The organism is Mucilaginibacter sp. OK098 (assembly GCF_900142915.1).
Classification (GTDB): Bacteria; Bacteroidota; Bacteroidia; order Sphingobacteriales; family Sphingobacteriaceae; genus Mucilaginibacter.
In genome coordinates, this window is record NZ_FRCM01000006.1 from 523,259 (window position 1) to 545,878 (window position 22,620).

Here is a 22,620-nt window from a genome sequence, read left to right on the forward strand (position 1 = left end):
AACGGGCATGGAAATTATGCGCAATCAAAATTTCTTTTGGTTGATAACCTCCATAAATGCATCCCTGAATTTGTCACTCACCGGGATCCGCTTATCGGCAATAGAAATATGATTATCTTCAATTTTACTAAGCTGTTCATAATTAATTATATAAGAGTTATGAACCCTGATAAACGGCGACTTCAGTTGGCCCTCAATATCTTTTAACCGGCGGTATATCAATAATTGTTCATCGCCGGTTACCAGTCTTACATAGTCTTTTTCTCCTTCAAAATACAGGATCTCCTTTAGTACTATTTTTCTTAATACTTTACCTGATTTTACGAAAAAATAACCTTGTACCGGTTCTGCATCCGGAGCCTGTTCCGGTTCTTTTTTTGAGAAATACTGTTCTATTTTTTGTACTGACGACAGGAAACGTTTTAAGGTAATCGGTTTTAGAAGGTAATCGATAGTTTGAAAAGTATAGCTTTCCAATGCATGTTCTGAATAAGCTGTGGTAAAAACAATTTTGGTTTGGGGTGGCAATATGCCCGCCAGTTCCATACCGGTTAGCTGCGGCATGTTAATGTCCAAAAAAATAAAATCAACCTGGTTTTTCTTTAAAAACGCCAATGCTTCCAATGCGTCATAACACTTGGCTTTTAGCCGCCATGATGTGCTTTGTTTAATAAGCAGCTCCAGCAGATCTACAGCGTCAGGCTCATCATCAATAATTATACAGCTTAAATTCATAGAAGTGGTATTTTTAAAAATGCACGGTATAACTCCCCGGTTTTATCAATAGTTAGTTCAAAATTTGAGCCATATAACATGGTGAGCCTTTTAGTCAGATTAGCTATCCCAAATCCATTAGCCTGGCTGGTCATAGATCTGAGTTTACGATTGCTGGTTTTAAAAAACAGGTAGCCATCTTTTTGAATCAGTGAAATAGTTATCTGATTTTTTTTGCTTGACTTATCTATCCCATGCTTGAAAATATTTTCCACAAAGGTCATTAGCAACATCGGCGGAATACGGAGTTCGGGATTGTAAGCTTTTTCAAAATCAATGACAGCTCCATGCCTGATCCGGATTTTTTCAAGTTCCATATAGTTTTCAATAAACTCCACTTCAGTGGTTACCGGCACTACGTCTTTCGGGCTTTCATCAACAAAATAACGCATGATGTCTGACAGGCGCTCTATTAAACCTGCCGACCGGGGATCAACCTTGTAAACCTTATAGTAAATGTTGTTGAGGGTGTTGAACAGAAAATGAGGCTGTACCTGCGATTTGAGTAAATTGAGCTCGGCCTGGCTTTTTTGCAGCATTATTTCTTCCGTTTGTTGCTTCAGGGTAAAATATGCAATAGAGATCCGAAAAACCAGGCTGAGAATATAGATCAGAATTCCACCCGGAACATAATTAAGCAATGTAAAAAAGCTTACCGGGACTGTTTTTATCAATAAAAAATGGCGGTAAAGCACTATAGTGGCATAGCCCCGCAAAACCCCTGTTATAACCAGGAAAAGCACCACCAGCAGGCCGTAACAAACAAACTTTCTTTTCTGATAAAACACCGGGTACAGCACCAGGATATTCCCATAGATAATGATCGCGTAGGATGCTGTGTTGACAATAGTGTATAGCTCTGATTTCAGGAAGCCATCCATCGGCAGCAGCGAAAAAAAGATCAACAATAATACGGCTAGCCAGATCAGTACCTGGAGCTGAACAATACCCGGTCCGTGCCTCCATATCTTCATATTCAAAAATACCAAGCTTTTTGGTTTCCGGGTACTGTTTTATGCCGTTGAGGTATTTTTCTCGACAAATACCTTAAAAATTCAGGTAACTGGTTATAAAGGCGCTAAAACTCCTCCCGTCGAATAAACAACCAGCTCCGTTAGAAATAAAAACAACTGTGTCGAAAAGATTATTGAAGGCGGTTTGCAAAAAGCAGTTTTGATCATCAAAAATCAAAGTCATGAAAAAAATTAAAAACGTAATCCTGCTTTTAGCAGCAGTAATCATTTCTTCTTCAGTCTATTCCCAAACTCCAAAACCAAGGGTAAGCCTGCCGGATTCAGTAACCGGGAGGTTCAGCGGTGCTACCATCACTATTCATTACAGCCGTCCATCAGTAAGAGGAAGAACAATTTGGGGCGGGTTAGTTCCTTATGATAAAGTATGGCGGGCGGGAGCTAATGAGGCCACAACTTTTGAAACCGATAAGGATCTTAAAATAGGCAAAAAACTATTGCCCGCCGGCAAATACGGTTTTTTCCTGGTCCCTAAAGAAAATGCACAATGGATTGCTGTTTTTAATAAAGTACCCAAACAGTGGGGCGCCTTCAAGTATGACGAAACCCAGGATCAGCTTCGCGTAAATGTAAACACCGCGCCATTACAGAATGCACAGGAAATTTTGATCTATAAAATCACTGCTAAAGGGTTTTCATTAGACTGGGATAAGTTGTCAGTTTTCATCCCTATACATTAAAAATCATAAACCGACCCCACATAATGAAATTATTTCAAATAAAATTAATAGCAATTATTTTAATGCTTTTGAGTGTTACTTCTGCTCTGTATGCTCAAAATATTGGAAAAATAACCGGCATTGTAAAGGATTCCCAAACGCAGGAAGTTATCTCTTTCGCCACCGTAGCTTTAACAGACCAAAATACCAAAGCTAATGTTAAAGGCACACAAACAGATTTGAACGGCAGTTTTGTGATGGATAATTTACCTGCCGGTACCTTTACAATCCGGTTAAGTTTTGTTGGCTATGATCCGGTTGTTAAAGAAAATATTGTGCTCGACCCGTCAGCCGGGATTTTAAATTTAGGCGAGATCAGTATGAATGCGGCAAAAAGCAAAATGCTGAATGAAGTAACAGTTAGCGCAAAAAAAGCCACGCTGCAAAATAGCGCCGGCAAGAAAGTGTTTGCTGTAAATCAAAGCCTGGTGAGCCAGGGTGGCACCGCGGCAGACCTTTTACAAAATGTACCCACGCTGCAAATTGATGTAAATGGTAACGTTAGCCTGCGCGGATCAACCGGGGTTAAGGTATTGATTGATGGCAAACCCTCCCTTATCGCCGGCGGCGATATTACACAAATTCTTCAATCTACCCCTGCCAGCTCTATTGAAACGGTAGAGGTAATTGCCAACCCATCAGCTAAATATGATGCCGAAGGACAGGGAATTATCAACATTGTGCTTAAGAAAAACAGCAAGCCGGGTTTTAACGGATCAGTAGCCCTGGCTGCAGGTACCCGGAAGAACTATAACGGCAGTGCGAATTTAAGCTATCAAACAAGCAAGGCTAATCTTTATGGAAATTACAGCCTTCGGGATGGTAATACATATAGTAACGGCTTCCAGTATCTGACCTTTTTAAACCCAACCGATGCCACTGTTTTTTCAAATCAGCTATTTCCTTCCACTACCAGTAATAAGATCCAAAATTTAAAAACCGGGATTGATTATTCATTATCGCCAAAAAGCATATTAAGTGTTTCAGGGAGCCTTAACCTGCGCAATACTCACCGCGATGAGCTTTTGGATTTAGATTACCTGGATGCAAACAGGGTTCCTATCCAATCAAGCCGTCAAAACAACACAACCAATAGTAATGGAAAAAGCTATGAGCTGGACCTTGATTACAGCCAGCATTTTAAAAAGCCTAAAGAAGAATTGACCTTCAATTTTGCTTATTCACATGGCACATCCAGGAATTTGCAGGTTTATCAAAGCCATTCAAACATTATAAACGAGCGTGGGCCCGATCCCGATCCGTTGGAAAGTGATATATGGAACAATGGCGCCAATTACAATATCCAGGCCGATTATATATTGCCTGCAGGTAAAACCGGGCAAATATCTGCCGGTTACCGCAGCCAGATCAGTTTGGGTAATAACAATCAGTATGCCTATAACCTTAGCAACACAGGCGCTGAGCCTATTTATTCATTTACTAATCTTTTCGGCAGCAATCAACAGGTTCATGCTATTTATTTAAATTATCAGAACCAGGTTAAGAACTTTAGTTATGAGGTAGGTTTAAGAGCTGAAGACACCCATTTAAACGCTACCTATCAAGGCTACGATGCAAACAACTCGTTATATAGTACACCTATAAGCGTTCCAAGTAAAGGATTGTACCCCAGTGTTTTCTTAACGCAAAAACTGCAAAACAATCAGCAGCTGCAATTTAGCTTTACCAACAGGGTAACACGGCCCACCCCAAGAGAACTTAACCCTTCAACAGATTTTTCTGACCCTACTAATTATGAAACGGGTAATCCGCATTTGATCCCCGAAAGCATCAATTCCTTAGAACTGGGCTACAACAAAATCTGGCAAAATATATCATTTACATCCAGCCTTTATTACAGCAGGCTTAATAACGTAATTAAACACATAGAAAGCGACCCGGTTGATGGACTTATTATTACAACCGCTCAAAATTTAAAGCACTCCACTACAACAGGGCTTGAATTGATCGGTCATTTTGATTTAATTAAAGCATGGGATTTTACAGCTAACGCGAATATTTTTGAGCGCAAAAACGATGCCGCCCCCCAATATGGAATTGCTGCAAATAGCGGCCTGAGCTGGAATGCAAACATTACAAATAATGTATCGCTTGTAAAAAACCTTTCGGTACAAATCCGTGCAGATTACCGCGCGGCCGACATAATTGTACAGGATAGGAACCGCCCTGCCTTTGGACTGGATGCAGGCGCCAGGTATGATTTTCCTGGGAACAAAGCTTCGTTAAGCTTTAACAGTATTGACATTTTTAACAGCCGTAAATGGGCGTTTTTAAGGAGCAGTGACGACTTACTTTTAGATTTTGAGCGCCTCAGAATAAGTTCAAGGGGCACTTTTACGTTTACTTATCGTTTTGGTAAAAGTGGTATTAACTCCAAACCGCCAAAGAAAAAGGAAGACAAGCCGGATAAGCGGATTGATGATGCTTCTTAAACAGTAAAAAAACTGGATAAATAATTCTAAAGATCTTCCTTCAATCGTTCTTGGGGTCAGTTAATAGTTAATAAAAATCAGGCATTGAGAAGGAAATGCCTGATTTACTGATAAGCTTCATCCATACCGTAATATTGTCCCTTTCAAACCCTTAATTGTCCATTTGATTTTATTATTGATGGATTCTCCGGGAATTAAAGCGAAATTTATACATGTTTAAAGCCTATCATATTAAATGGGGGATCTTACTATCCATTGCTTTCGCAATAACTGGGTTTTTACAAAAATCGGAACATTTTAAATTTGATCAACTTTATATTTTAGGAGAATATATCGCCTTTTCTCTTTGCAATGTATTCGGTTGTTGGTTTATTCATCATTATTTTATCCTTCATTCTTTTAAAAATTTCGGCAACATAACCAAGGGGCTGATCAGTAATATAATTGCCATTTGTACTGTATTATGCTTAGATTATCTCCTATCCCGGCTTAATAAAATGCCATTACTGAGTAACACATCCGGATTTGGTACTATCCATGATGTATTCATTAATCTTACTGCTTCTTCTTTTATCAGCGTATTAATCTATTTTATCATCTATAATATCCAGATCAATATCACACTGCAAAAATCAAAACTGGAAAATGAATTACTCAAACAAGCGCAATTAAGGGCCCAGCTTTTATCGTTACAACAACAGGTAAGCCCGCATTTTTTGTTTAATTCATTAAGTACTTTAAAAACAATTGCGCCAGATCATGAAACTAAAACCTATGTTGTACAGCTGGCTAATGTTTACCGGTACCTGCTGAATTTTAACGAGCATCACCTGGCCAGCGTAAAAGATGAGATCGCTTTTATGAAATCGTACCTGTACATATTGCAGGAGCGGTTTGAACAGGCACTACAAATTTCTATTGATGTTCCTGATGGATTTCTAAGCTTTTATATACCCCCGCTTTCGCTTCAGCTGCTTATTGAAAATGCCATAAAGCATAATATAGTATCCCCCGAACAGCCATTATTTATCCGGATCTACACCGATCAAACGCCTGCGTTAACCATTGAAAATAGCTATCAGCCAAAACTATCGGTGGAAGAAAGTACAGGGAAAGGTCTGCAAAATATAAAAGACCGCTATCAGCTGCTGGCAGGCAAACAAATCAACGTTTACAAAAACGACGAGCTATTTAAAGTAACTTTACCATTGATGCAGCATGAACGTATTAATTATTGAAGATGAGATTAAAACAGCTAAGGAATTAAAAAGCCTAATTGAAGCAATTGATAGTGATATCAGGGTAATTGCCATCCTGCATTCCGTTAGTTCCGCAGTTCAATGGTTTAAAGAAAATCCATCGCCTGATCTGATCTTTTCAGACATTCAGCTTGGTGATGGACTTAGTTTTGACATTTACCGGGATGTGAAGGTGAACGCGCCCGTAATTTTCTGCACCGCGTTTGATGAGTACGCCATCCGGGCTTTTGAAGCCAACAGTATTGATTACCTGTTAAAACCTATTGATGAAACCATGCTGGAACAAAGCCTGGGGAAATATCATCGTTTTAAAGAACTGTTTGAAAATCAGCAAGCGCAGTACCAGGAAAAGCTAGTCAAGTTATTGCGCCAGATGGACACAAAATATAAGCAGTCTATCCTGGTTTATTTTAAGGATAAAATGATTCCTGTAAAAACCGGCGAGATCCGTTTTATCTATGCCGAAAACGGTTTAGTATATATTCATACCGGGCCTGATCAATTCACCAGCCAGCATACCATGGACCAACTGGAAGCCATGCTGAACCCGCAGCAGTTTTTTAAGGCTAACCGTCAATTCATTATTAACAGGGATACTATTCAAAATGTGGAGCATTATTTTAATCGCCGGCTGTTTGTTAAATTGAACTGTGATACCCCTGATAAGATCATCGTAAGTAAAATAAAAGCGAATGATTTCCTGCAATGGATAGAGGCCTGAATTACCGCATACTATCTCCCTGCCCATTTAACCTATAATTTCCCGCCGATCAATTCTGGCCATTGGTTGCCGTTTTTGTCAGTTTCGATTCCCTTTTTGTGCCGTTCAATGTAAAAATCCTGACACATAGCTATTTCGGGGGTAATTTCGGGAAATTAAGAGCAGGACATGCGTGGTTCAGAGATAGGGCATCTTCTATATTATTTACACATCAAATTTTATGAAACAAATTTCATTGATCAGCATTTTACTGCTGTTATTTATAAGCCGGTCATTTTCGCAAACTGCCAAAGAAGCCATGACGAAAAAGATGGCGGATTCCATTAAAATGGTTTACCTCAGTGCTGCCGCTATTAAATACCCAATTCTGAGGCAGGCTTCTGTTTCCACTGATATTATGGGCGGCGGGGATATTACCGGCAAGCTCAATGGGAATGATTTATTTAAGGCAAAAGTTCAGCTTACCCGCATAAGGGCAAGCTTCAACCTGCCCATTGCCCAATGGGGCAAAAACAGCCTGACTGCAAACATCAGCTACCTGCATCAGCACATTGACCTGAGCCAGGTTACCAGCTATAACTCCCAGATACCGGTATACAACTCAGCTATTAATACCACAACGGTAGGGCTTACAGCCAGCTATACCAGGATGGATACTTTGTTTAACCACCCGGTGATCTATTCCGCAAGTATTACAGGGCTTACTGATGAGCTATCCAGGGTAAGAAGTGTTAATGAGATTGTCGGGATCAATATTCCGTTTAAGCGTACGGCTACCACTTCGTTTTCAGCAGGGTTGTATTATATTAATAATCCAATGTCCCCTACTCATGTTCTGCCTTTTTTTAGTTACTGGCATCAATTCCAAACCGGCAATATTCAATTGTTTGTTGATTTGCCAACCCGCGTTTTACTGAAAAAGCAATTATCAGCAAAAAGTTGGATCTCATTTGGAACTGAACTGGGTGGCAGCCAATCCTTTTTAACTTTAAGCCCGCCTTTACCGCATGATGCCGTCAGTTCAACGCTGGAGCTTAAAGCCGGACCGGCCTTTGAATACATGCTTACTAAAAAGATCATCCTGGGTGTTAGCGGCGGCATGTCGTCAACGTTGTCATCCCGGGTATTCAAAAAAGGCGACAGCCCGTCTGATTATTTTATAAACAGCAGTAATGGTTCAGTTCCCTATATCAATTTTTCTATTTCAGTTCTGCCGTTTTTGAAAGCAATTAGCAGGTAGAACCTCTTATTAACAAATACGCAATGAAACAAGTTGAAATATTTAAAACCAACATTTGCAATGCCAATCAATCCGATCAGGTTATTCAATTGCTTTCGGAGCGATTTCAGGAATACAAAGCAAACTTTGACCTGGACGACTGCGACCAGATCCTGCGGATCGAAACCGCTTTTGGGGTGATTAACAATGCAAAAATCAAACAATTGTTAGCAAGCGCAGGATATTTCTGCCAGGAGCTACCGGATTAGTAATTTAAAATCTTATAGCCATTTAAGGTGCATAAGACGGATCAATATGAGATTGACCGGGTTTAGTTGATTGTCATTTATAATGACCAGGCGCTTCGGGGTGAGATCCGGAGCGCTATTTTTTAATTATCTTAAGTGATTGGGCTGTTTGCAAAATTCAGCGCCCCACTATGACAAACCCTTAAGCATCGTTTATTTTTTATCCCACAGCCTGTTGGTAACCACCTGTTCCAGTACCTGGTCACGGTAGCTGCGGCTCAATGGGATGCGAAAGGACTGCATAAAGATCTCGTTACCTTCAATCACTTCTATTTTGCGGATAGATACCATATAGGATTTATGTACCCGCATAAAAGAACTATTATCAAAACTTTGCTCCAGGTTCTTCAGGTTAATTAAGGTTATGTATTTGCCCTTAGTGGTAAAAATATTGACATAGTTTTGCATGCTCTCCAAATAAAGCACATCATCAAAAAAGATCTTTTCGTATTTATTGCCGCATTTAATAAAAAAAAAGTCATCCACAGGCACCGGCTTTTGCGGGTTTGTATTTGAAGAAAAAGCAAGGAAACGCTGATAATCCCGTGCCTTGTTAACTGCCATAAAAAACCTGTCGAAAGTGATCGGCTTTAATAAATAATCCAGCACATTTAATTTAAAACCCTCCAGCGCAAAATTCGGGAAGGCAGTGGTAAGGATTACCATTGGTGGATTTTTAGTAACTCTCAGAAAATCCAGTCCGCTCATTTTGGGCATTTGGATATCCAGGAATACCAGGTCTACCTGGTGGCTTTCCAAAAATCCGATCAGTTGAACCGGGTTTTCGCAAGTCCCCTCCAGGTGCAAAAATTCAACATCCTCCACAAAATCAATCAGGCCTTCTCTTGCCAAAGGTTCGTCATCTACAATTACACAATTGATCATCATTGTTTAATAAGTCATTTCCGGAATAGATAATTGAACCATTTCTTTCAAAGTTAACTGCAGGCTAACCTGGTACAGGGAAGCCGTTTGGCTGACTGAAAGCAGGTGCTGTACCGGATAAACCAGGTCAAGCCTTCGCTGTACATTTTTTAAGCCGATCCCGCCAACTGCACCCGTAATTGCCTCTCCAATGGTATTAATAACAGACAGCTCAAGCACCTGCTGATCAAGGGAGAGCCGGATGCTGATCCGGTTATCCATTTCCGGTTCTCTCGAAACATGCTTAAAGGCATTTTCCACAAAGGTCATCAGCAGGAAGGGCGCGATCCCTAAATGATCTGCATAAAATTCCTCTGCGCTAAACTCCACTTTTAAATATTTATTCTGCCGCAGCTTTTCCAGTTCTATGAAATGCCCCAGGTAACTGATCTCCTTGCTTAAGGGGATCTGCTGCTCGTTACAATCATACAACTGGTGGCGCAGCAGGTCAGAAAACTTGGCAAGGGCTGAAGAGGCCAGCTCAGGGTTCTTACGGATCAGGATGAAAATGGAGTTGATGCTGTTAAACAAAAAATGTGGATTGAACTGGTGTTTTAAAAATTTCAGCTCCGTTTCCAGCTTTTCATTTGCTATCATCTGCTGCCTGCGCTCTTCCTGGATCCGGTTCTTGAACAGTTTAATGGTCATAGCCAGGGTCATGCTGGCAAAAGCGGAGGGTAAAGCATAGCCCAGGAAAAAATAAAAACAGTTAGAGCCATTCCCATACAATTCTTTCAGCGTTTTACCGGACAGGTCTGAACTGAGGTAATACCCGGAAACAATGAACAAAGCTGTCCCGGTAATTGTAAGGGTTAAAAACAGGAAATACAGCGTATACCTTTTTTTATCAAAGTACCGGGGGATGAGGTAATACAAATTAAAGTAAACCGCCAGCGCTTCAAAAACCACATAAAACAGGTACTTAACACTATAAGGCAGGAAAATAATATTTGCAGCAGCTTTTAGCGGGTTGCCAATGGCTACAGTCCACCACAGGTAATGGTAGAGGCACCAGAAAGGAATATGATACAGCTTATATTTAAAAAACCAGTTCTGTTCCGGGCCTTCGTTCCACCAATTTTTCATCGTTATGAAAATTAATAAACTAAGATAAGGGAATTTTAAGCTTGCCTGGTGCTGTATTGATGAAAGCACCCAAATTATTGCTGAAACTCAGCTTTGGGCAGGTGAACGTACTATTTGCATTTCATCAATAAAACCCGGCGGGTCATCATTCATATTTTCAGGGGTATTTCTGCGCTGTTTCTTTGTGCTAATTAAAAACCATCAAAGAATTTAATTATGACAAAGAAACTTTTTTTACTACTGATCATGCTGGCGGGGCTTTCATTTGCCCATGCCCAGCAACTGCCGGCCCGTTGGGATGAGCTGGTGGCCAGCGATTGGGGCAGGGCCCTGAAATTATCAGATTCTACCTGCATCCTACCCATTGGCGTACTGGAAAAGCATGGCCCGCACGCCCCGATGGGTACCGACCTGATCAGGGTAAGGGAATATGCCGCCAGGGCTACAAAGAAGGAATATGCTGTGGTTTTCCCCGACTATTTTTACGGCCAGATCAATGAGGCGCGGCACCAGCCCGGTGCTTTTGCTTTACCTGAGCGGGTAGTTTGGGACCTGCTGGAGGCCACCTGCGATGAAATTGCCAGGAACGGTTTTAAGAAGATCCTGATTGTTAACGGGCATGGGGGTAACCCGGAACTATTGCATTACTTTATGCAGACGAGGCTGGAAAAACGCAGGAATTACGCAGTCTTTCTTTATGAGCCAAGGATAGACGATCCGGATTTCGATAAAAAATTTGCCCAGCTAAGTAAAGGAGACCTAACCAAAGGTGACCATGCTGGTGAGATGGAAACTTCGGAAGTGCTTTATGTAAGGCCTGAGCTGGTTAAGCTCGACAGCGCCAAAAACGAATCAGGTGTAAAACAAAACCGCCTGTCGCTGCCCAATATCTATACGCCCATCTGGTGGTACGCGGGTTATCCTAATCATTATGACGGGGATGGCTCAAAATCAACAAAAGAACTGGGTAAGCTGGAGGTTGACCATGTAGTAACCGGTATAGCAGAAGCATTAAGAATTATAAAGGCCGACCAGCAAACGCTGAAACTACAGAAAGAGTTTTTTGACCGGGTAAAAGAACAATAACTATGAAAGCTTTACTTGTAGGCCTGTTCTTTTTAACCTGTATGTGTGGCGCATTTGCCCAGGTATCCGGGAAACTGGCGGATGCCACTGGGCAACCTGTTTCATATGCTACGGCTTTTCTTTTGAAAGAGGCCGATAGTACAATAGTACGATCTGCCTTAACTAATGATACCGGGAAGTTTTTAATTGAAAATATACCGGCGGGCAGGTACCTGTTAAAAATAACAAGCATTGGCTATCAAACCTGGATCTCACCTGTTTTTGAGGGACCTAAAGCGTTTGGAACCATTGTACTGCAGCAGAACAAACGACAGCTGGGTGAGGTACTGATCAAAGCGGGCAGGCCGCTTTTCCAGCAACGCCCGGATGGAACAGTAGTAAATATTGAAAGCAGTGTGCTCACAAAAGGCAGTACTGCCCTACAGGTGCTTGAGCGTTCGCCCGGGGTGATCATTGACCATCAGAACAATGAAATTGCCCTAAATGGCAAAAATGGTGTAATGGTTATGATCAATGGTAAGCAGATGCGACTGCCGGCAGACCAGGTGGTGACCTTACTGAACGGGATGAGTGCAGATGATATTTCTAAAATTGAACTATTGACCACACCAGGCGCCGCTTATGATGCCGAAGGAAGTGCCGGCCTGGTCAACATTGTGCTGAAAAAAAACAGGAAAGCTGGTACAAACGGATCTTTTTCCCTGTCGGGTGGCTATGGGTACGGCGAAAAAGGAACAGCCGGGATCAATCTTAACCATAATAGCGGGAATACAAATCTGTATGGTTCCTATAATTATGCCCATGACCGGAGCTATAGTGATTTTCATGCCATAGGCGCAGAACAGGAGCCTTTATTGGGTGGCTTTGCAGCCTCAGATTTTTTAAGTATTGCTAAACCTGTGCATAATAACCATACCGCCGTTGCGGGCTTTGATACCAAGCTGAATACAAAGACCCTTATAGGTGGAAATGTGAACTATAATAATAGCAGTACGGCTATTCAAACCAATAACCATGCAGTTTATACCATTAAACCAGATTCCATTTACCGGCTGAATGCCCTGATCAATGGCGTAAATCACTGGAGGAGCATCACCTCTGGTTTATATGTGGAAAGGCAGCTGAAACCGGGTGAAAAGCTTAACCTTGACCTGGATTATATCAACTATAAAAATGATTACCCTACCAACGTGCAAAGCACTTTCCTGGATAAGAACGGCAGGCAGGCGGGGACTAATGACACCTTGTTTTCACCACGGCAAAAGGGTTTATCCAATACCCTGATCCAGGTGGGGGCGATTAAGGCGGATTATAAAAAGCGGCTCAATACTATGCTTACAGTAGTGACCGGGATTAAAGGAACTTATACGCGCACGGCCAGTGTATCTTCCATAGCCAGCCTGGTGAATGGCGAATATGTTACCAGCCCCACCGCAATTAATCATATCATTATGCGGGAAGGTATCTGGGCGGGCTATGCCACTATGAATGCACAATTAGATTCGTCCACCAGGTTAGTGGCGGGTCTCCGTTTCGAGTATTCGGGTACCCGGTTAGCCGATCCGCAAAGCGGGCAGCTTATCACCGACAGGAAGCTGGCTGAGCTGTTTCCGAACCTGTTACTTTCCAGGAAAGTAAATAATGATGCCGAGCTTTTTTTATCCTATACCAAAAGGATCAGCCGCCCTGCTTACAGCGACCTGGCTTCGTATGTAACCTATAACGGCCCCAACTCGGTGAATACCGGGAATCCATTATTAAAACCAACCATCACAAATAACCTGAAACTGGGTTATAACAACCGGGGTTATTCCCTCTCCGTTTTATGGAGCAGGGATGATGAACCCATTGCCCGCAACCAGTTTGTTTACATACCTGACAGAAAGCAGTCGGCGGTTTCACCCCAGAACCTGCGCTACAGGGATGAGTTAACTTTCCAGGCCGAACTTCCGCTTGCGATTGGGAACTGGCTGAATATGAATTATGGGTTTGTGGGTGGATGGCGTAAATTCAACCTGAATTATACTCAAAATCCGGTAGAAAAAACTTATTTCGGTTATTCGTTGCATGGTAGCCAAACATATCAGCTCCCGGACAGGTTTTCCCTTGAACTTTCGGGCTACTATAATTCGCTGTCATATAACGGGACCAGAAAAGTTGACGGCTATGGCGTACTTAATGCGGGGATCAAAAAAATATTGAAAAACAATGGCGGCATCGTTCAGCTTGCCGTAGCTGATCTATTAAGCAGCAATGTGATCAGCAGTTATTTCGGATCACTTACGCAGGAGGCCTTTAACCTAAAAAGCCATGTGGTTTTTCATACCGAATCTGGTAAATATCCGCTAATCAGGCTCTCTTACTCCAGGTCATTCGGTGGCACAAGTTCAACGTCATCAGGCAATAATAAATCAGGAATTGAAGATGAAAACAACAGGATAAAAAATTAATGCGGTTGAGGCGCAGGTGTAAATCTGAATTTAATTGTTTGAAATGAGCGGCTAATCATTAAATAGCCGCTCATGTTCTTAGCAGATAAGGAGATGCTTTTATGGCACTGTAATAACTTTATGCTGAATAGTATGCGTGCTAAAATAGCCCAAAGCCCCCCCCTGTATATTGCCAACAGGGTTTGATGGCGATGCCGTGTTACTATTGCCACTCGCCCCGTCAGCCAGGCTATACCAATATTTATATATAGCCTCGTCAATACACAACATATCTATATTGAGTTTATCACCCTTTTTAATATTCCTGGCAGGGTCATCATTATCGTTATTAAAATTAAGCGGGGTGTTAACCTCCTGCCCGTTTGTAAATTCATCGTTGTTTACAAAAATTGATTTCTCTTTTTTTCCATTGAGATATTGAATAAAACGGTAATAATTTTTTACTGAGGCAGGGTCTTTATATTCCACAGTTGCATATTTGCGAATGCTCCCGTCTTTATTGGTATTCAGGTTATCCACGGTAACATACACACTATCTAAAGTTACAATTTGAGGCATGGTACAGGTTGCTGTAAATGTATTGCCTTTAATATTTATAGTTAGCTTGTAAGTATTTCCAGGCACACCAATAAGCGTGTTGGCCTGGTATACCCCATTACCAACTGCTGTACAAATATTTAAGGCGCCATTTCCTTCAATCGTAATTGTTGCGCCGTCAACACCGTTAAAATTATTATTATCGCTAAAGTTTTTTGTTTGGCTCAGCAGCACCTGAGCTCCGCCTGCCTCGCTGGTAACCACGCCTTCAACTACATATTTGGTTGCACTGTTGTTCAGCTTAATATCAATCACTTTATCGCATGAGCACAACAGGGCTGCGAATATTAAAAAGAGTGAAAAATGTTTTATATTCATCATGAGCGTTAAAATTTAAAATTGTAGGTAACGGATGGAACGAACTTAAATAAAGTGGTTTTAACAGCTTCTGTTCTGCTTGGATCTGTTTTACTGTCTCTGAAATAAATGCGGTAAGCATTTGCATATCCATAAGCGTTGTAAATACTAAAGTTAAGTTCGGATGAGAATTTTTTGGTTTGTTTTAACAGCCTGGTAGCGCCCAGGTCAAGTCGTTGGTAACTTGGCATGCGGTAAGCATTACGCTCGGTATAATAGTAAAAGTTAGTGCCGTCAACCTGGTATTTGCCACTTGGAAAAGTAACAGCATCACCGGTTGAGAAAACCCAGTTGGCAGACAATGTCCATTTGGGGCTTAGCTGATATATAGTCACCAAAGCAATATCATGCGTTCTGTCTTGCCGGGCATTGTACCACTTATCATCATTAATGCCATCAATTTTACGTTGCGTTTTTGATAATGTGTAGCTTAGCCAGCCCGTTAGCCTTCCGATTTTCTTTTTTATCAAAAGTTCAATACCATATGCCCTCCCCTTACCATACAACAATTGTGTTTCAATAGGCTGGTTGGTAAAAATATCGGCTCCGTTACGATAATCAATCTGGTTATCCATGCTTTTATAATAACTCTCTACGGTAAGCTCATATTTATGATCGCTCAGATCCTTGTAATAACCAATAGAAAACTGATCGGAAATTTCAGGTTTAATAAGGTTTGTACTGGCCACCCACTTATCAGTTGGGGATGCCGAAGTGGAGTTTGATATCAGGTGCAGGTTTTGCACATTGCGCACATACGATGCTTTAACCGATGCCATATCATTAATCTGCAAAGTAGCGGCAATACGGGGTTCGGGGTTAACATAGGTTTTTACTACCTGGCCCTGTGTATAATGCCGGGTGCCTGTTATATTACCATCAGCATTAAGCATATAAAAATCACCCGGGCCAAGTATGGAAAATGCTGATAAACGTAAACCGTAAGTTAAACTAAAGACGCTGCTGGCTTTCCATGAATTACTGACATATGCAGCGTTTTCTAAGGAATACTGGCTCTGCAATGTTTGTGAAATAACGCCCGAGTTACCTGTAGCCGAGATTTCACCAGGCTTTATAGTATGAAATATACTGTTAACACCAAAGCTAATTGTATTTTTTTCATCGGCATACCACTGCATATCCTCTTTAACATTCAAGTCTCTTATCTGTGAAAATACGGTAAAGTTGCTAGCTGCCTGCTGTGCTTTAATTTTGTAATTGTAATTGCTGAATATAGCTGAAGTGTTTGAAAACAGCTTATTGCTGAACAAATGGTTCCAGCGCAAAGTACCGGTAGCATTACCCCAGTTAATGCCTGTTGTCTTATCTGCACTCAAAACATCTTTGCCAAAATAACCCGAAAGGTATAGGCGATCCTTATCGCCTAATATATAATTGGCTTTAGCGTTAAGATCATAAAAATACAGGGAGGTGCGGTTCACATTTGTATCTTTGGATAGCTTAAGAAAAGCATCAATATAGGTACGCCGTGCCGAAATCAGGAACGATGATTTGTCCTTTTGGATGGGGCCCTCCACATTTATCCTTGATGCAATTAAACCAATACCTCCGCTTACGCCATAGTTCTGGTTATTACCATCATTCATTTTAACATCCAATACTGAAGACAACCTACCGCCATACTGTACCGGCATACCGGCTTTGTAAATAGTTACATTTTTTATAGCGTCTGAATTAAAAGTTGAAAAGAATCCCAGCAAATGCATAGCATTATATACAGGGGCTTCATCCAGTAAAATCAGGTTCTGATCTGCCGAGCCTCCACGTACATAAAAGCCGCCGCCACCATCACCGGCAGATTTTATACCAGGTAAAAGCTGGATCGTTTTAATAATATCATGCTCACCCAGTAAAACAGGTACGTTTTTAGTTTCACGTACGCTCAGTTTCTCAACTCCCATTTGAGTGCTTTCCAAATCCCGCCCTCCCGGTGCTTTGGCTGTAATATTTACAGATTGCAACTCCTGCTCGCCATCTTCAAGTAAAATATTGAGCTTCGTATCCTGGTGCAGCACAACATCCTTAACTATATTTTTCTGGCCAACAGCGCTTATAGCCAATTGATAGGTACCTTTTGGTAACGTAAGCGAATAAAAGCCATACTCGTTGCTGCTTGTGCCTTGAGGCATACCAACTACCCGCACAGTAGCTCCAATAATGCTTTCGCCTGTTTTTTGTGAACGGATAACACCACTGATTGTATATTTATCATCCACCGCATTTACCTGCGTTCCGGTTGATGACATTTTTAGTTTTTCGGGATCATAGCGTATAAACACTTCCTGGTCAAGCGTGCTAAAACTATAAGGATACTTAGCCAGCGCTTCGCTTAATACTTGTCTGAGGGTTTTGTTTGCTGCCTGCAACTTTATTTTAACCCTGCTATTGGCTACAGTTTCGCTATAAGTAAAATTCACACCGCTTACCGCGGTAATTTTATCAAGCGCCTGTTTCAATGGCTCATTATTCAAATTTATTGTGATGGTTTTATCCAAAGGATTTTGTGCATACACTGGCGGATGTGCAAATACAATAAATGCTGTGCAGCATATCACAGCTATTACAAATGCTGATAATCTCATAATGGAATAAATAAGTGGCAGGAACCTTACAGGTCCGTATTTTTTCATATTTTTATTTTTTAATGTTGATCGTAACCCGTTGTTGTTTTCGAGGCTTTAGCGGGATACGTTAGGTTAACTTAAAACTCAGGCCCTGTTCTGCTTGCAGAATCGGGCTTTTTTGTGATCATATTTTAGCTGGCTGTTATTTCATTATTGTGCGGATTTGATTTATTTACTATTGATTTGTTACGGATAAGTTTTAGGTTATGAATGCCTGCCGGGCTTTATTTTATGGTATAAGCATCCCCGGTTTTTATCAATTTAACTTCCATTATTGTGCAAAGCTTATTTAGCGTTTGGTTAATATTATCAGTTGTCTTTAAACTTCCATAAAATGCTTTATCAGACAATTGTGCATTAATTGTTATGCTTATCCCATATTCATCTTCCATGTCCTGAACCACAACTTGTAACGGTGTTCCTCTATATTGAAAAACACCTTCGCGCCGGGTCAAAAATTTACGGGCATCCGGATAGTCCTGTTTAATAAGCATGGAGGTTGCCTTGTTAAACACAGCCCTTTGGTTAGGTAACATTATTTGCTGTTGCGGCTTACCTGCTAGTAAAGCCACCGCTACTTTTCCGCTTACTAAGGTTACATTAATAGTAGCCTTATTCTTATATGCATCAACATTAAAGCTTGTACCCAATACGGTTGTTTTAATATTATCAGACTGAATGATAAAAGGATGATCCTCATCATGCTTTACTTCAAAAAAAGCTTCCCCATCTATATTAACAAAGCGCTTATCGCCTCTGAATTTATCCGGATAAGTTATCGTTGTAGCAGGGCTAACCCATATTTTGGTGCCATCGCTTAGTAGTAATTGTTTATGCTGGCCTTTTGCAGTTACCATTTGCAGCTGATGTACCGGGTTAATTAAATTGAGCAAAGTAACACGATATAAAGCTGCGCCACCTATAATAAACACAATAGCCGCCGCGGCAACCATCCGCCTCAGTAAGTGGATAACTTTAGGTTTTGCCCGCTGCTGATCATCTATCTCAGCAGCAATACGTTTATACATATCATCACGCATTTGCCCTGTCGATGTGTATTTACTATCGCTCATTATTAACTCTTCATCATTAAAACCGGCATACCAGGTTTCAAAATAAACGCGTTCTTCGGGTGTGATAGTCCCCTTTAGCCATTTATCAGCCAACTGATTAATATTGTACGGTTTATTTTCTGAATCCACGTTTTTAACAGTTTATACTCATATAGTCAATGCAATCGGTGTATACCCTTAGCCGGGGCTAAAATATTTTACTAAACCGTAAAAAGATAGATAGAGCAGATAATGGTTATCGGTAATCGCTATAACTCCAATATTGATTATGATTTTTATGATTTCCTTTTCGTGCACTATTTACACATATAGTCAACAGAAACGGGGTGTACCCTTAGTGGGTTTATGAATATATTTATAAAGCTGTGAAAACGCTAAGTTGATGTTACACTTTTGTGGCAAGATGCTGTTACATTTAAGTTATGCTGTAAAATCAGTGGTAAAAAAGGCCGCATGCGAAAACTTACTGTTAAAACTTACTTCTTCTGTACGCTGCAGGAGTCTGCCCCGTTTTTGATTTAAAGATCCGGTTAAAAGCCGATTCCGACTGATAACCTACGCTTGCTGCAATTTCTGATATATTGCTGTTATCCGTTGTTAATAGCTTTTGGGCTTGCCTGATGCGCCAATTGGTAAGATAGCTCAACGGCGTTTCATGCACTAATTTTTTAAACCGGTTAAAGAAAACAGAACGTGACATGCCAATCTCCGATGCAAGAGATTCCAGCGTCCAATCGTTTTGGGGTGAGTCCTGCATCAGTTTGAGCGCCTTGCTAATTCTTGGGTCATTTAATGCGGAAAGAAAACCAGTGTCGGGCATAGCCTGTTCTAAATATGCCCTTATGATATTGATAAACATAATTTCCGATAGGTTTTTCAGCATTATGCTGCTTCCCGGCTTTTCGTTATTGAGTTCTTCCAGCATTAATTGCGTAACCTGCTTTAGCAAAAGCTGATTCTCCGTCACATATTGCCTGATATGGATAATTGGCGGCAGATCCTTTAAAAAAGGATGCAAGGGCTGGTAATCAAATTCAAAATGGCCCGCTATAAGGGTAGTTACATCGCCGCCGCCGTTAAAAACATTTATCCCTGCTCTGTGGGCTTTAACAAATTCTGGCGAGGGCATGCGTAAACTTGTGGATTTATCAGCTATCCAGTGGGCGCTTCCGTGAGGAACAAATACCAGATCGCCCTCCATCAATTCTATGACATGCCCATCAGGTGAGCCAATGGTACAACTGCCGCTCACCAATCGCCAGAATTGCGAATTTTCGTCTTTAATAACGTCCAGTCCCCACGGTGCTTCGAGGGGAAATTTGCTATAAACAACACTTCTGAGCCTGGTTGCCTCTAATACGGTACTTAAAGCGTCCATCTTTATAAATTGATACGATCAAGCAAATATATAACACTTTTTAATGCTTTTAGTAGTGAACAACAAAATAGCTTTGTATTATTAAATAATCAAGAAAAAAAATGACAACTCAGGAATTAGCCAATCGCTACTATGATCTTTTTCAACAAAGGCAGGTGGCAGAGATCTATCAACAGTTTTATAGTGCCGATATTGTTTGTACCGAACCTGAACATGCTTTGGCAATGGGCGTGCCAACTGTAACCAGAGGCATTGAAGCAGTTTTAGCCAAGTCGAAAGCCAGGCAGGAAATTATAGCAGAAGTACACAGCTTCTTTTGTAGCGAACCGGTGGTTGGCGGCAACTATTTTAGCGTGGCCATGGGCAGAGACATGACCCTGAAAAATGGACAGCGGTTACAATTGGCAGAAATTGCAGTTTTTGGCGTAAAGGATGGTAAGATAATATCCGAAACTTTTTTTTATTAGCGATCAGTCAAAACTAATTGAATAATAAACTATTTGCCAGGTGCCGCAAATCCTTAAGGGAGATGATTCCTCCCGGACCATTAAATCATATTGAAAAAGTGGGTAATCAAAAGGTTATCCGCTTTTTTTATGCCTTCATAGCATCCTGTTTACCCGAACGCCCTTAGATATTCTTTAGCGTCGATGCTCAAAACTACTTACCGCCAGGCGGAAGACACTTGGCCGGCTGGGGAACTTACAACGTTAAAATTTGCGTTTCTCACAAAAAGGATCGAAAATATATCTGTACCGAATAAAATGTATTGCCGAGATTTATAAAAAATAAAACGCTCCTGTTTCACAATTAAAAACACCCATGCAAGAGGAAGTCTCTCAAATATATTATTTAAGCGAAGTGGCTGTAACAGTTGAGTTTGGGCAACAAATTGCTGAAAATTTATTAACAGCAGTTAATAATCTAAACGTATTGCTTTATGAACGGCCATTTCCGGGTTTTAAAACAACGGTGCCGGCTTATGCCACTTTAACTGTTTTTTATGATCCCATTTTGGTGATTAAATCAAATTTACCCGGCACCGGCAGCTTTGAAAAAGTTTCGGGTTACCTGAGTGACTTAAAACTTCAAAGCAACACAACTAAGGCAGTTAAAGGAGATGTAGTTACTATCCCGGTATGCTATGATCTCGATTTTGGCCCAGATTTAACAGAAGTAGCAAGTGTGCACCAGATAAGCACAGCCGAGGTTATTAAGTTACATAGTGCAGGCGCCTACAAAGTTTACATGATGGGCTTTATGCCCGGTTTCGCCTATTTAGGCGGTATGAATGCACAATTGACTACACCACGAAAAGCAACACCACGAAAGTCGGTACCGGCCGGAGCAGTCGGCATTGCCGGACAGCAAACCGGCATATATCCATTAGAAACCCCGGGAGGATGGCAGATCATCGGGCAAACGCCTTTGAGATTATTTGATGTGAATCGCGAACAGCCGTCATTATTAAAAGCCGGCGATACGGTAATCTTTAAGCCTATCGATATACATGCATTTAACCAATTAACAGCATGGTAATATGCAGATAAGAATATTAAAGCCCGGCTTGATGAGCACAATACAGGATCTGGGTCGTTACCAATATCTCTCACAAGCAGTTCCAGTATGCGGCGCTATGGATACGCTATCGGCGCGTATTGCCAACAAAGCAGTTGGGAACGAGGATAATGCGGCTGTTATCGAATTTACGTATGCTGATGCGGAATTCGTTTCTGAAACTGATTTGTTGATTGCGTATGCCGGGGATGGCGCGATATTAAAATCAGGTGAACAGGAATTACCGTGCGATCGTCCTCTTTTTATCCCATCGGGGACGTTCATAAAATTGACAAATAACCCATCCGGGTGCCGGACTTATTTGGCCATTGCCGGGGGCTGGGATGTGCCGGAAATTTTGGGCAGCAGGAGCACTTTCCTAATTGCAGGTTTTGGAGGCATGGATGGCCGGGTGCTTAAAAAAGGCGATACTCTCAAAAATGAGGCTACGCAATCTGTTAGTACGCAAAAAATATTTAAAAGTCTTAATTACGGAAAAGTCAATTATCCGGAATGGAGCATACCCCGGCAATTGCTTTTACCCGCTGATCGTAAGGCAATAAGGGTAGTGCCTGCAAATGAATTTGGCTGGTTCAATAGCCGGAGCACTGCCGATTTTATGTCGGCGTCACATATCATTGGTAGGCAAAGTAACCGGATGGGATACCATTTGGAAGGGGTGCTTCTTCACCGGGTAAAGCACCATGAATTATTAAGTACAGCCGTAACGCCGGGCACGATACAGGTTACCGGAAGCGGCAGTTTAGTGCTTTTAATGGCTGATTGCCAGACAACAGGGGGGTATCCGCGGATTGCAAAGGTAGCGGCTGTAGATATGCCGTTATGTGGCCAGCTAAAGCCAGGCGACGCTCTTAATTTTAAAGAGATTGGCCTGCGCGAAGCAGAAATGCTTTATATTGAACGCGAACAACATTTACAGCAGCTAACTACCGCTGTGCAAACCAAATATTTATAAATTGAAA

Annotated in this window: 19 protein-coding genes; 11 read left to right on the forward strand and 8 right to left on the reverse strand. The window is 41.3% G+C overall.

Features of this window, described 5'->3' with window-relative positions:
- Window positions 1-24: 24 nt before the first annotated feature.
- A complete protein-coding gene (locus BUE31_RS22115; protein WP_073406014.1) occupies window positions 25-735 on the reverse strand; it encodes a LytR/AlgR family response regulator transcription factor in 711 nt (236 codons plus the stop codon).
- Entirely contained in the window at window positions 732-1,748 is a 1,017-nt protein-coding gene (locus BUE31_RS22120; RefSeq protein WP_073406015.1) for a sensor histidine kinase, read from the reverse strand. The genes BUE31_RS22115 and BUE31_RS22120 overlap by 4 nt, the downstream gene beginning before the upstream one ends.
- A gap of 221 nt (window positions 1,749-1,969) precedes the next feature.
- On the opposite strand from BUE31_RS22120, the gene BUE31_RS22125 reads away from it, so the two are divergent.
- From BUE31_RS22125 to BUE31_RS22150, 6 genes are all read left to right on the forward strand, one after another.
- The gene (locus BUE31_RS22125) at window positions 1,970-2,485 is read left to right on the forward strand and encodes a DUF2911 domain-containing protein (protein WP_200801963.1); all 516 of its coding nucleotides are present in this window, start codon (window positions 1,970-1,972) and stop codon (window positions 2,483-2,485) included.
- A gap of 23 nt (window positions 2,486-2,508) precedes the next feature.
- The gene (locus BUE31_RS22130; RefSeq protein WP_073406017.1) at window positions 2,509-4,977 is read left to right on the forward strand and encodes a TonB-dependent receptor; all 2,469 of its coding nucleotides are present in this window, start codon (window positions 2,509-2,511) and stop codon (window positions 4,975-4,977) included.
- 497 nt (window positions 4,978-5,474) lie between these two features.
- The gene (locus BUE31_RS22135; protein ID WP_159440729.1) at window positions 5,475-6,215 is read left to right on the forward strand and encodes a sensor histidine kinase; all 741 of its coding nucleotides are present in this window, start codon (window positions 5,475-5,477) and stop codon (window positions 6,213-6,215) included.
- Window positions 6,196-6,957: a LytR/AlgR family response regulator transcription factor gene (locus tag BUE31_RS22140; protein ID WP_073406019.1), complete on the forward strand. Its 762-nt coding sequence runs from the start codon at window positions 6,196-6,198 to the stop codon at window positions 6,955-6,957. The genes BUE31_RS22135 and BUE31_RS22140 overlap by 20 nt, the downstream gene beginning before the upstream one ends.
- A gap of 220 nt (window positions 6,958-7,177) precedes the next feature.
- On the forward strand, window positions 7,178-8,197 hold the full coding sequence (locus tag BUE31_RS22145; RefSeq protein WP_073406020.1) for a hypothetical protein: 1,020 nt from the start codon (window positions 7,178-7,180) through the stop codon (window positions 8,195-8,197).
- Between the two features lie 23 nt (window positions 8,198-8,220).
- Window positions 8,221-8,445 carry a hypothetical protein gene (locus BUE31_RS22150; protein WP_073406021.1) on the forward strand — a complete coding sequence of 75 codons (225 nt, stop codon included), beginning with the start codon at window positions 8,221-8,223 and terminating at the stop codon, window positions 8,443-8,445.
- A gap of 192 nt (window positions 8,446-8,637) precedes the next feature.
- Here BUE31_RS22150 and BUE31_RS22155 read toward each other — a convergent pair whose 3' ends face one another.
- Window positions 8,638-9,372, reverse strand: coding sequence for a LytR/AlgR family response regulator transcription factor (locus tag BUE31_RS22155; protein WP_073406022.1), 735 nt, complete (start codon window positions 9,370-9,372; stop codon window positions 8,638-8,640).
- 3 nt (window positions 9,373-9,375) lie between these two features.
- A complete protein-coding gene (locus tag BUE31_RS22160; RefSeq protein WP_073406023.1) occupies window positions 9,376-10,494 on the reverse strand; it encodes a sensor histidine kinase in 1,119 nt (372 codons plus the stop codon).
- Window positions 10,495-10,710: 216 nt separating this feature from the next.
- Here BUE31_RS22160 and BUE31_RS22165 point away from each other — a divergent pair, with 216 nt between their 5' ends.
- On the forward strand, window positions 10,711-11,580 hold the full coding sequence (locus BUE31_RS22165; protein ID WP_073406024.1) for a creatininase family protein: 870 nt from the start codon (window positions 10,711-10,713) through the stop codon (window positions 11,578-11,580).
- Between the two features lie 2 nt (window positions 11,581-11,582).
- Entirely contained in the window at window positions 11,583-14,030 is a 2,448-nt protein-coding gene (locus BUE31_RS22170) for a TonB-dependent receptor domain-containing protein (protein WP_073406025.1), read from the forward strand.
- A 99-nt stretch (window positions 14,031-14,129) separates the two neighbouring features.
- On the opposite strand, the gene BUE31_RS22175 is transcribed toward BUE31_RS22170, so the two are convergent.
- From BUE31_RS22175 to BUE31_RS22190, 4 genes are all read right to left on the reverse strand, one after another.
- On the reverse strand, window positions 14,130-14,948 hold the full coding sequence (locus tag BUE31_RS22175) for a DUF4249 domain-containing protein (protein WP_073406026.1): 819 nt from the start codon (window positions 14,946-14,948) through the stop codon (window positions 14,130-14,132).
- Between the two features lie 5 nt (window positions 14,949-14,953).
- Window positions 14,954-17,635, reverse strand: coding sequence for a TonB-dependent receptor (locus BUE31_RS22180; RefSeq protein WP_073406027.1), 2,682 nt, complete (start codon window positions 17,633-17,635; stop codon window positions 14,954-14,956).
- Between the two features lie 218 nt (window positions 17,636-17,853).
- Window positions 17,854-18,831, reverse strand: coding sequence for a FecR family protein (locus BUE31_RS22185; RefSeq protein WP_073406028.1), 978 nt, complete (start codon window positions 18,829-18,831; stop codon window positions 17,854-17,856).
- 340 nt (window positions 18,832-19,171) lie between these two features.
- Complete coding sequence (locus tag BUE31_RS22190; RefSeq protein WP_073406029.1) at window positions 19,172-20,080, reverse strand: AraC family transcriptional regulator; 909 nt, start codon at window positions 20,078-20,080, stop codon at window positions 19,172-19,174.
- A 101-nt stretch (window positions 20,081-20,181) separates the two neighbouring features.
- Here BUE31_RS22190 and BUE31_RS22195 point away from each other — a divergent pair, with 101 nt between their 5' ends.
- The 3 genes from BUE31_RS22195 (at window position 20,182) to BUE31_RS22205 (ending at window position 22,613) form a co-directional block, all read left to right on the forward strand.
- Window positions 20,182-20,547, forward strand: a complete 366-nt coding sequence (locus tag BUE31_RS22195; protein ID WP_073406030.1) for a nuclear transport factor 2 family protein — start codon at window positions 20,182-20,184, stop codon at window positions 20,545-20,547.
- 355 nt (window positions 20,548-20,902) lie between these two features.
- Window positions 20,903-21,619: a 5-oxoprolinase subunit PxpB gene (pxpB, locus tag BUE31_RS22200; protein ID WP_073406031.1), complete on the forward strand. Its 717-nt coding sequence runs from the start codon at window positions 20,903-20,905 to the stop codon at window positions 21,617-21,619.
- 1 nt (window position 21,620) lies between these two features.
- On the forward strand, window positions 21,621-22,613 hold the full coding sequence (locus tag BUE31_RS22205) for a 5-oxoprolinase subunit C family protein (RefSeq protein WP_073406032.1): 993 nt from the start codon (window positions 21,621-21,623) through the stop codon (window positions 22,611-22,613).
- Window positions 22,614-22,620 lie beyond the last annotated feature (7 nt).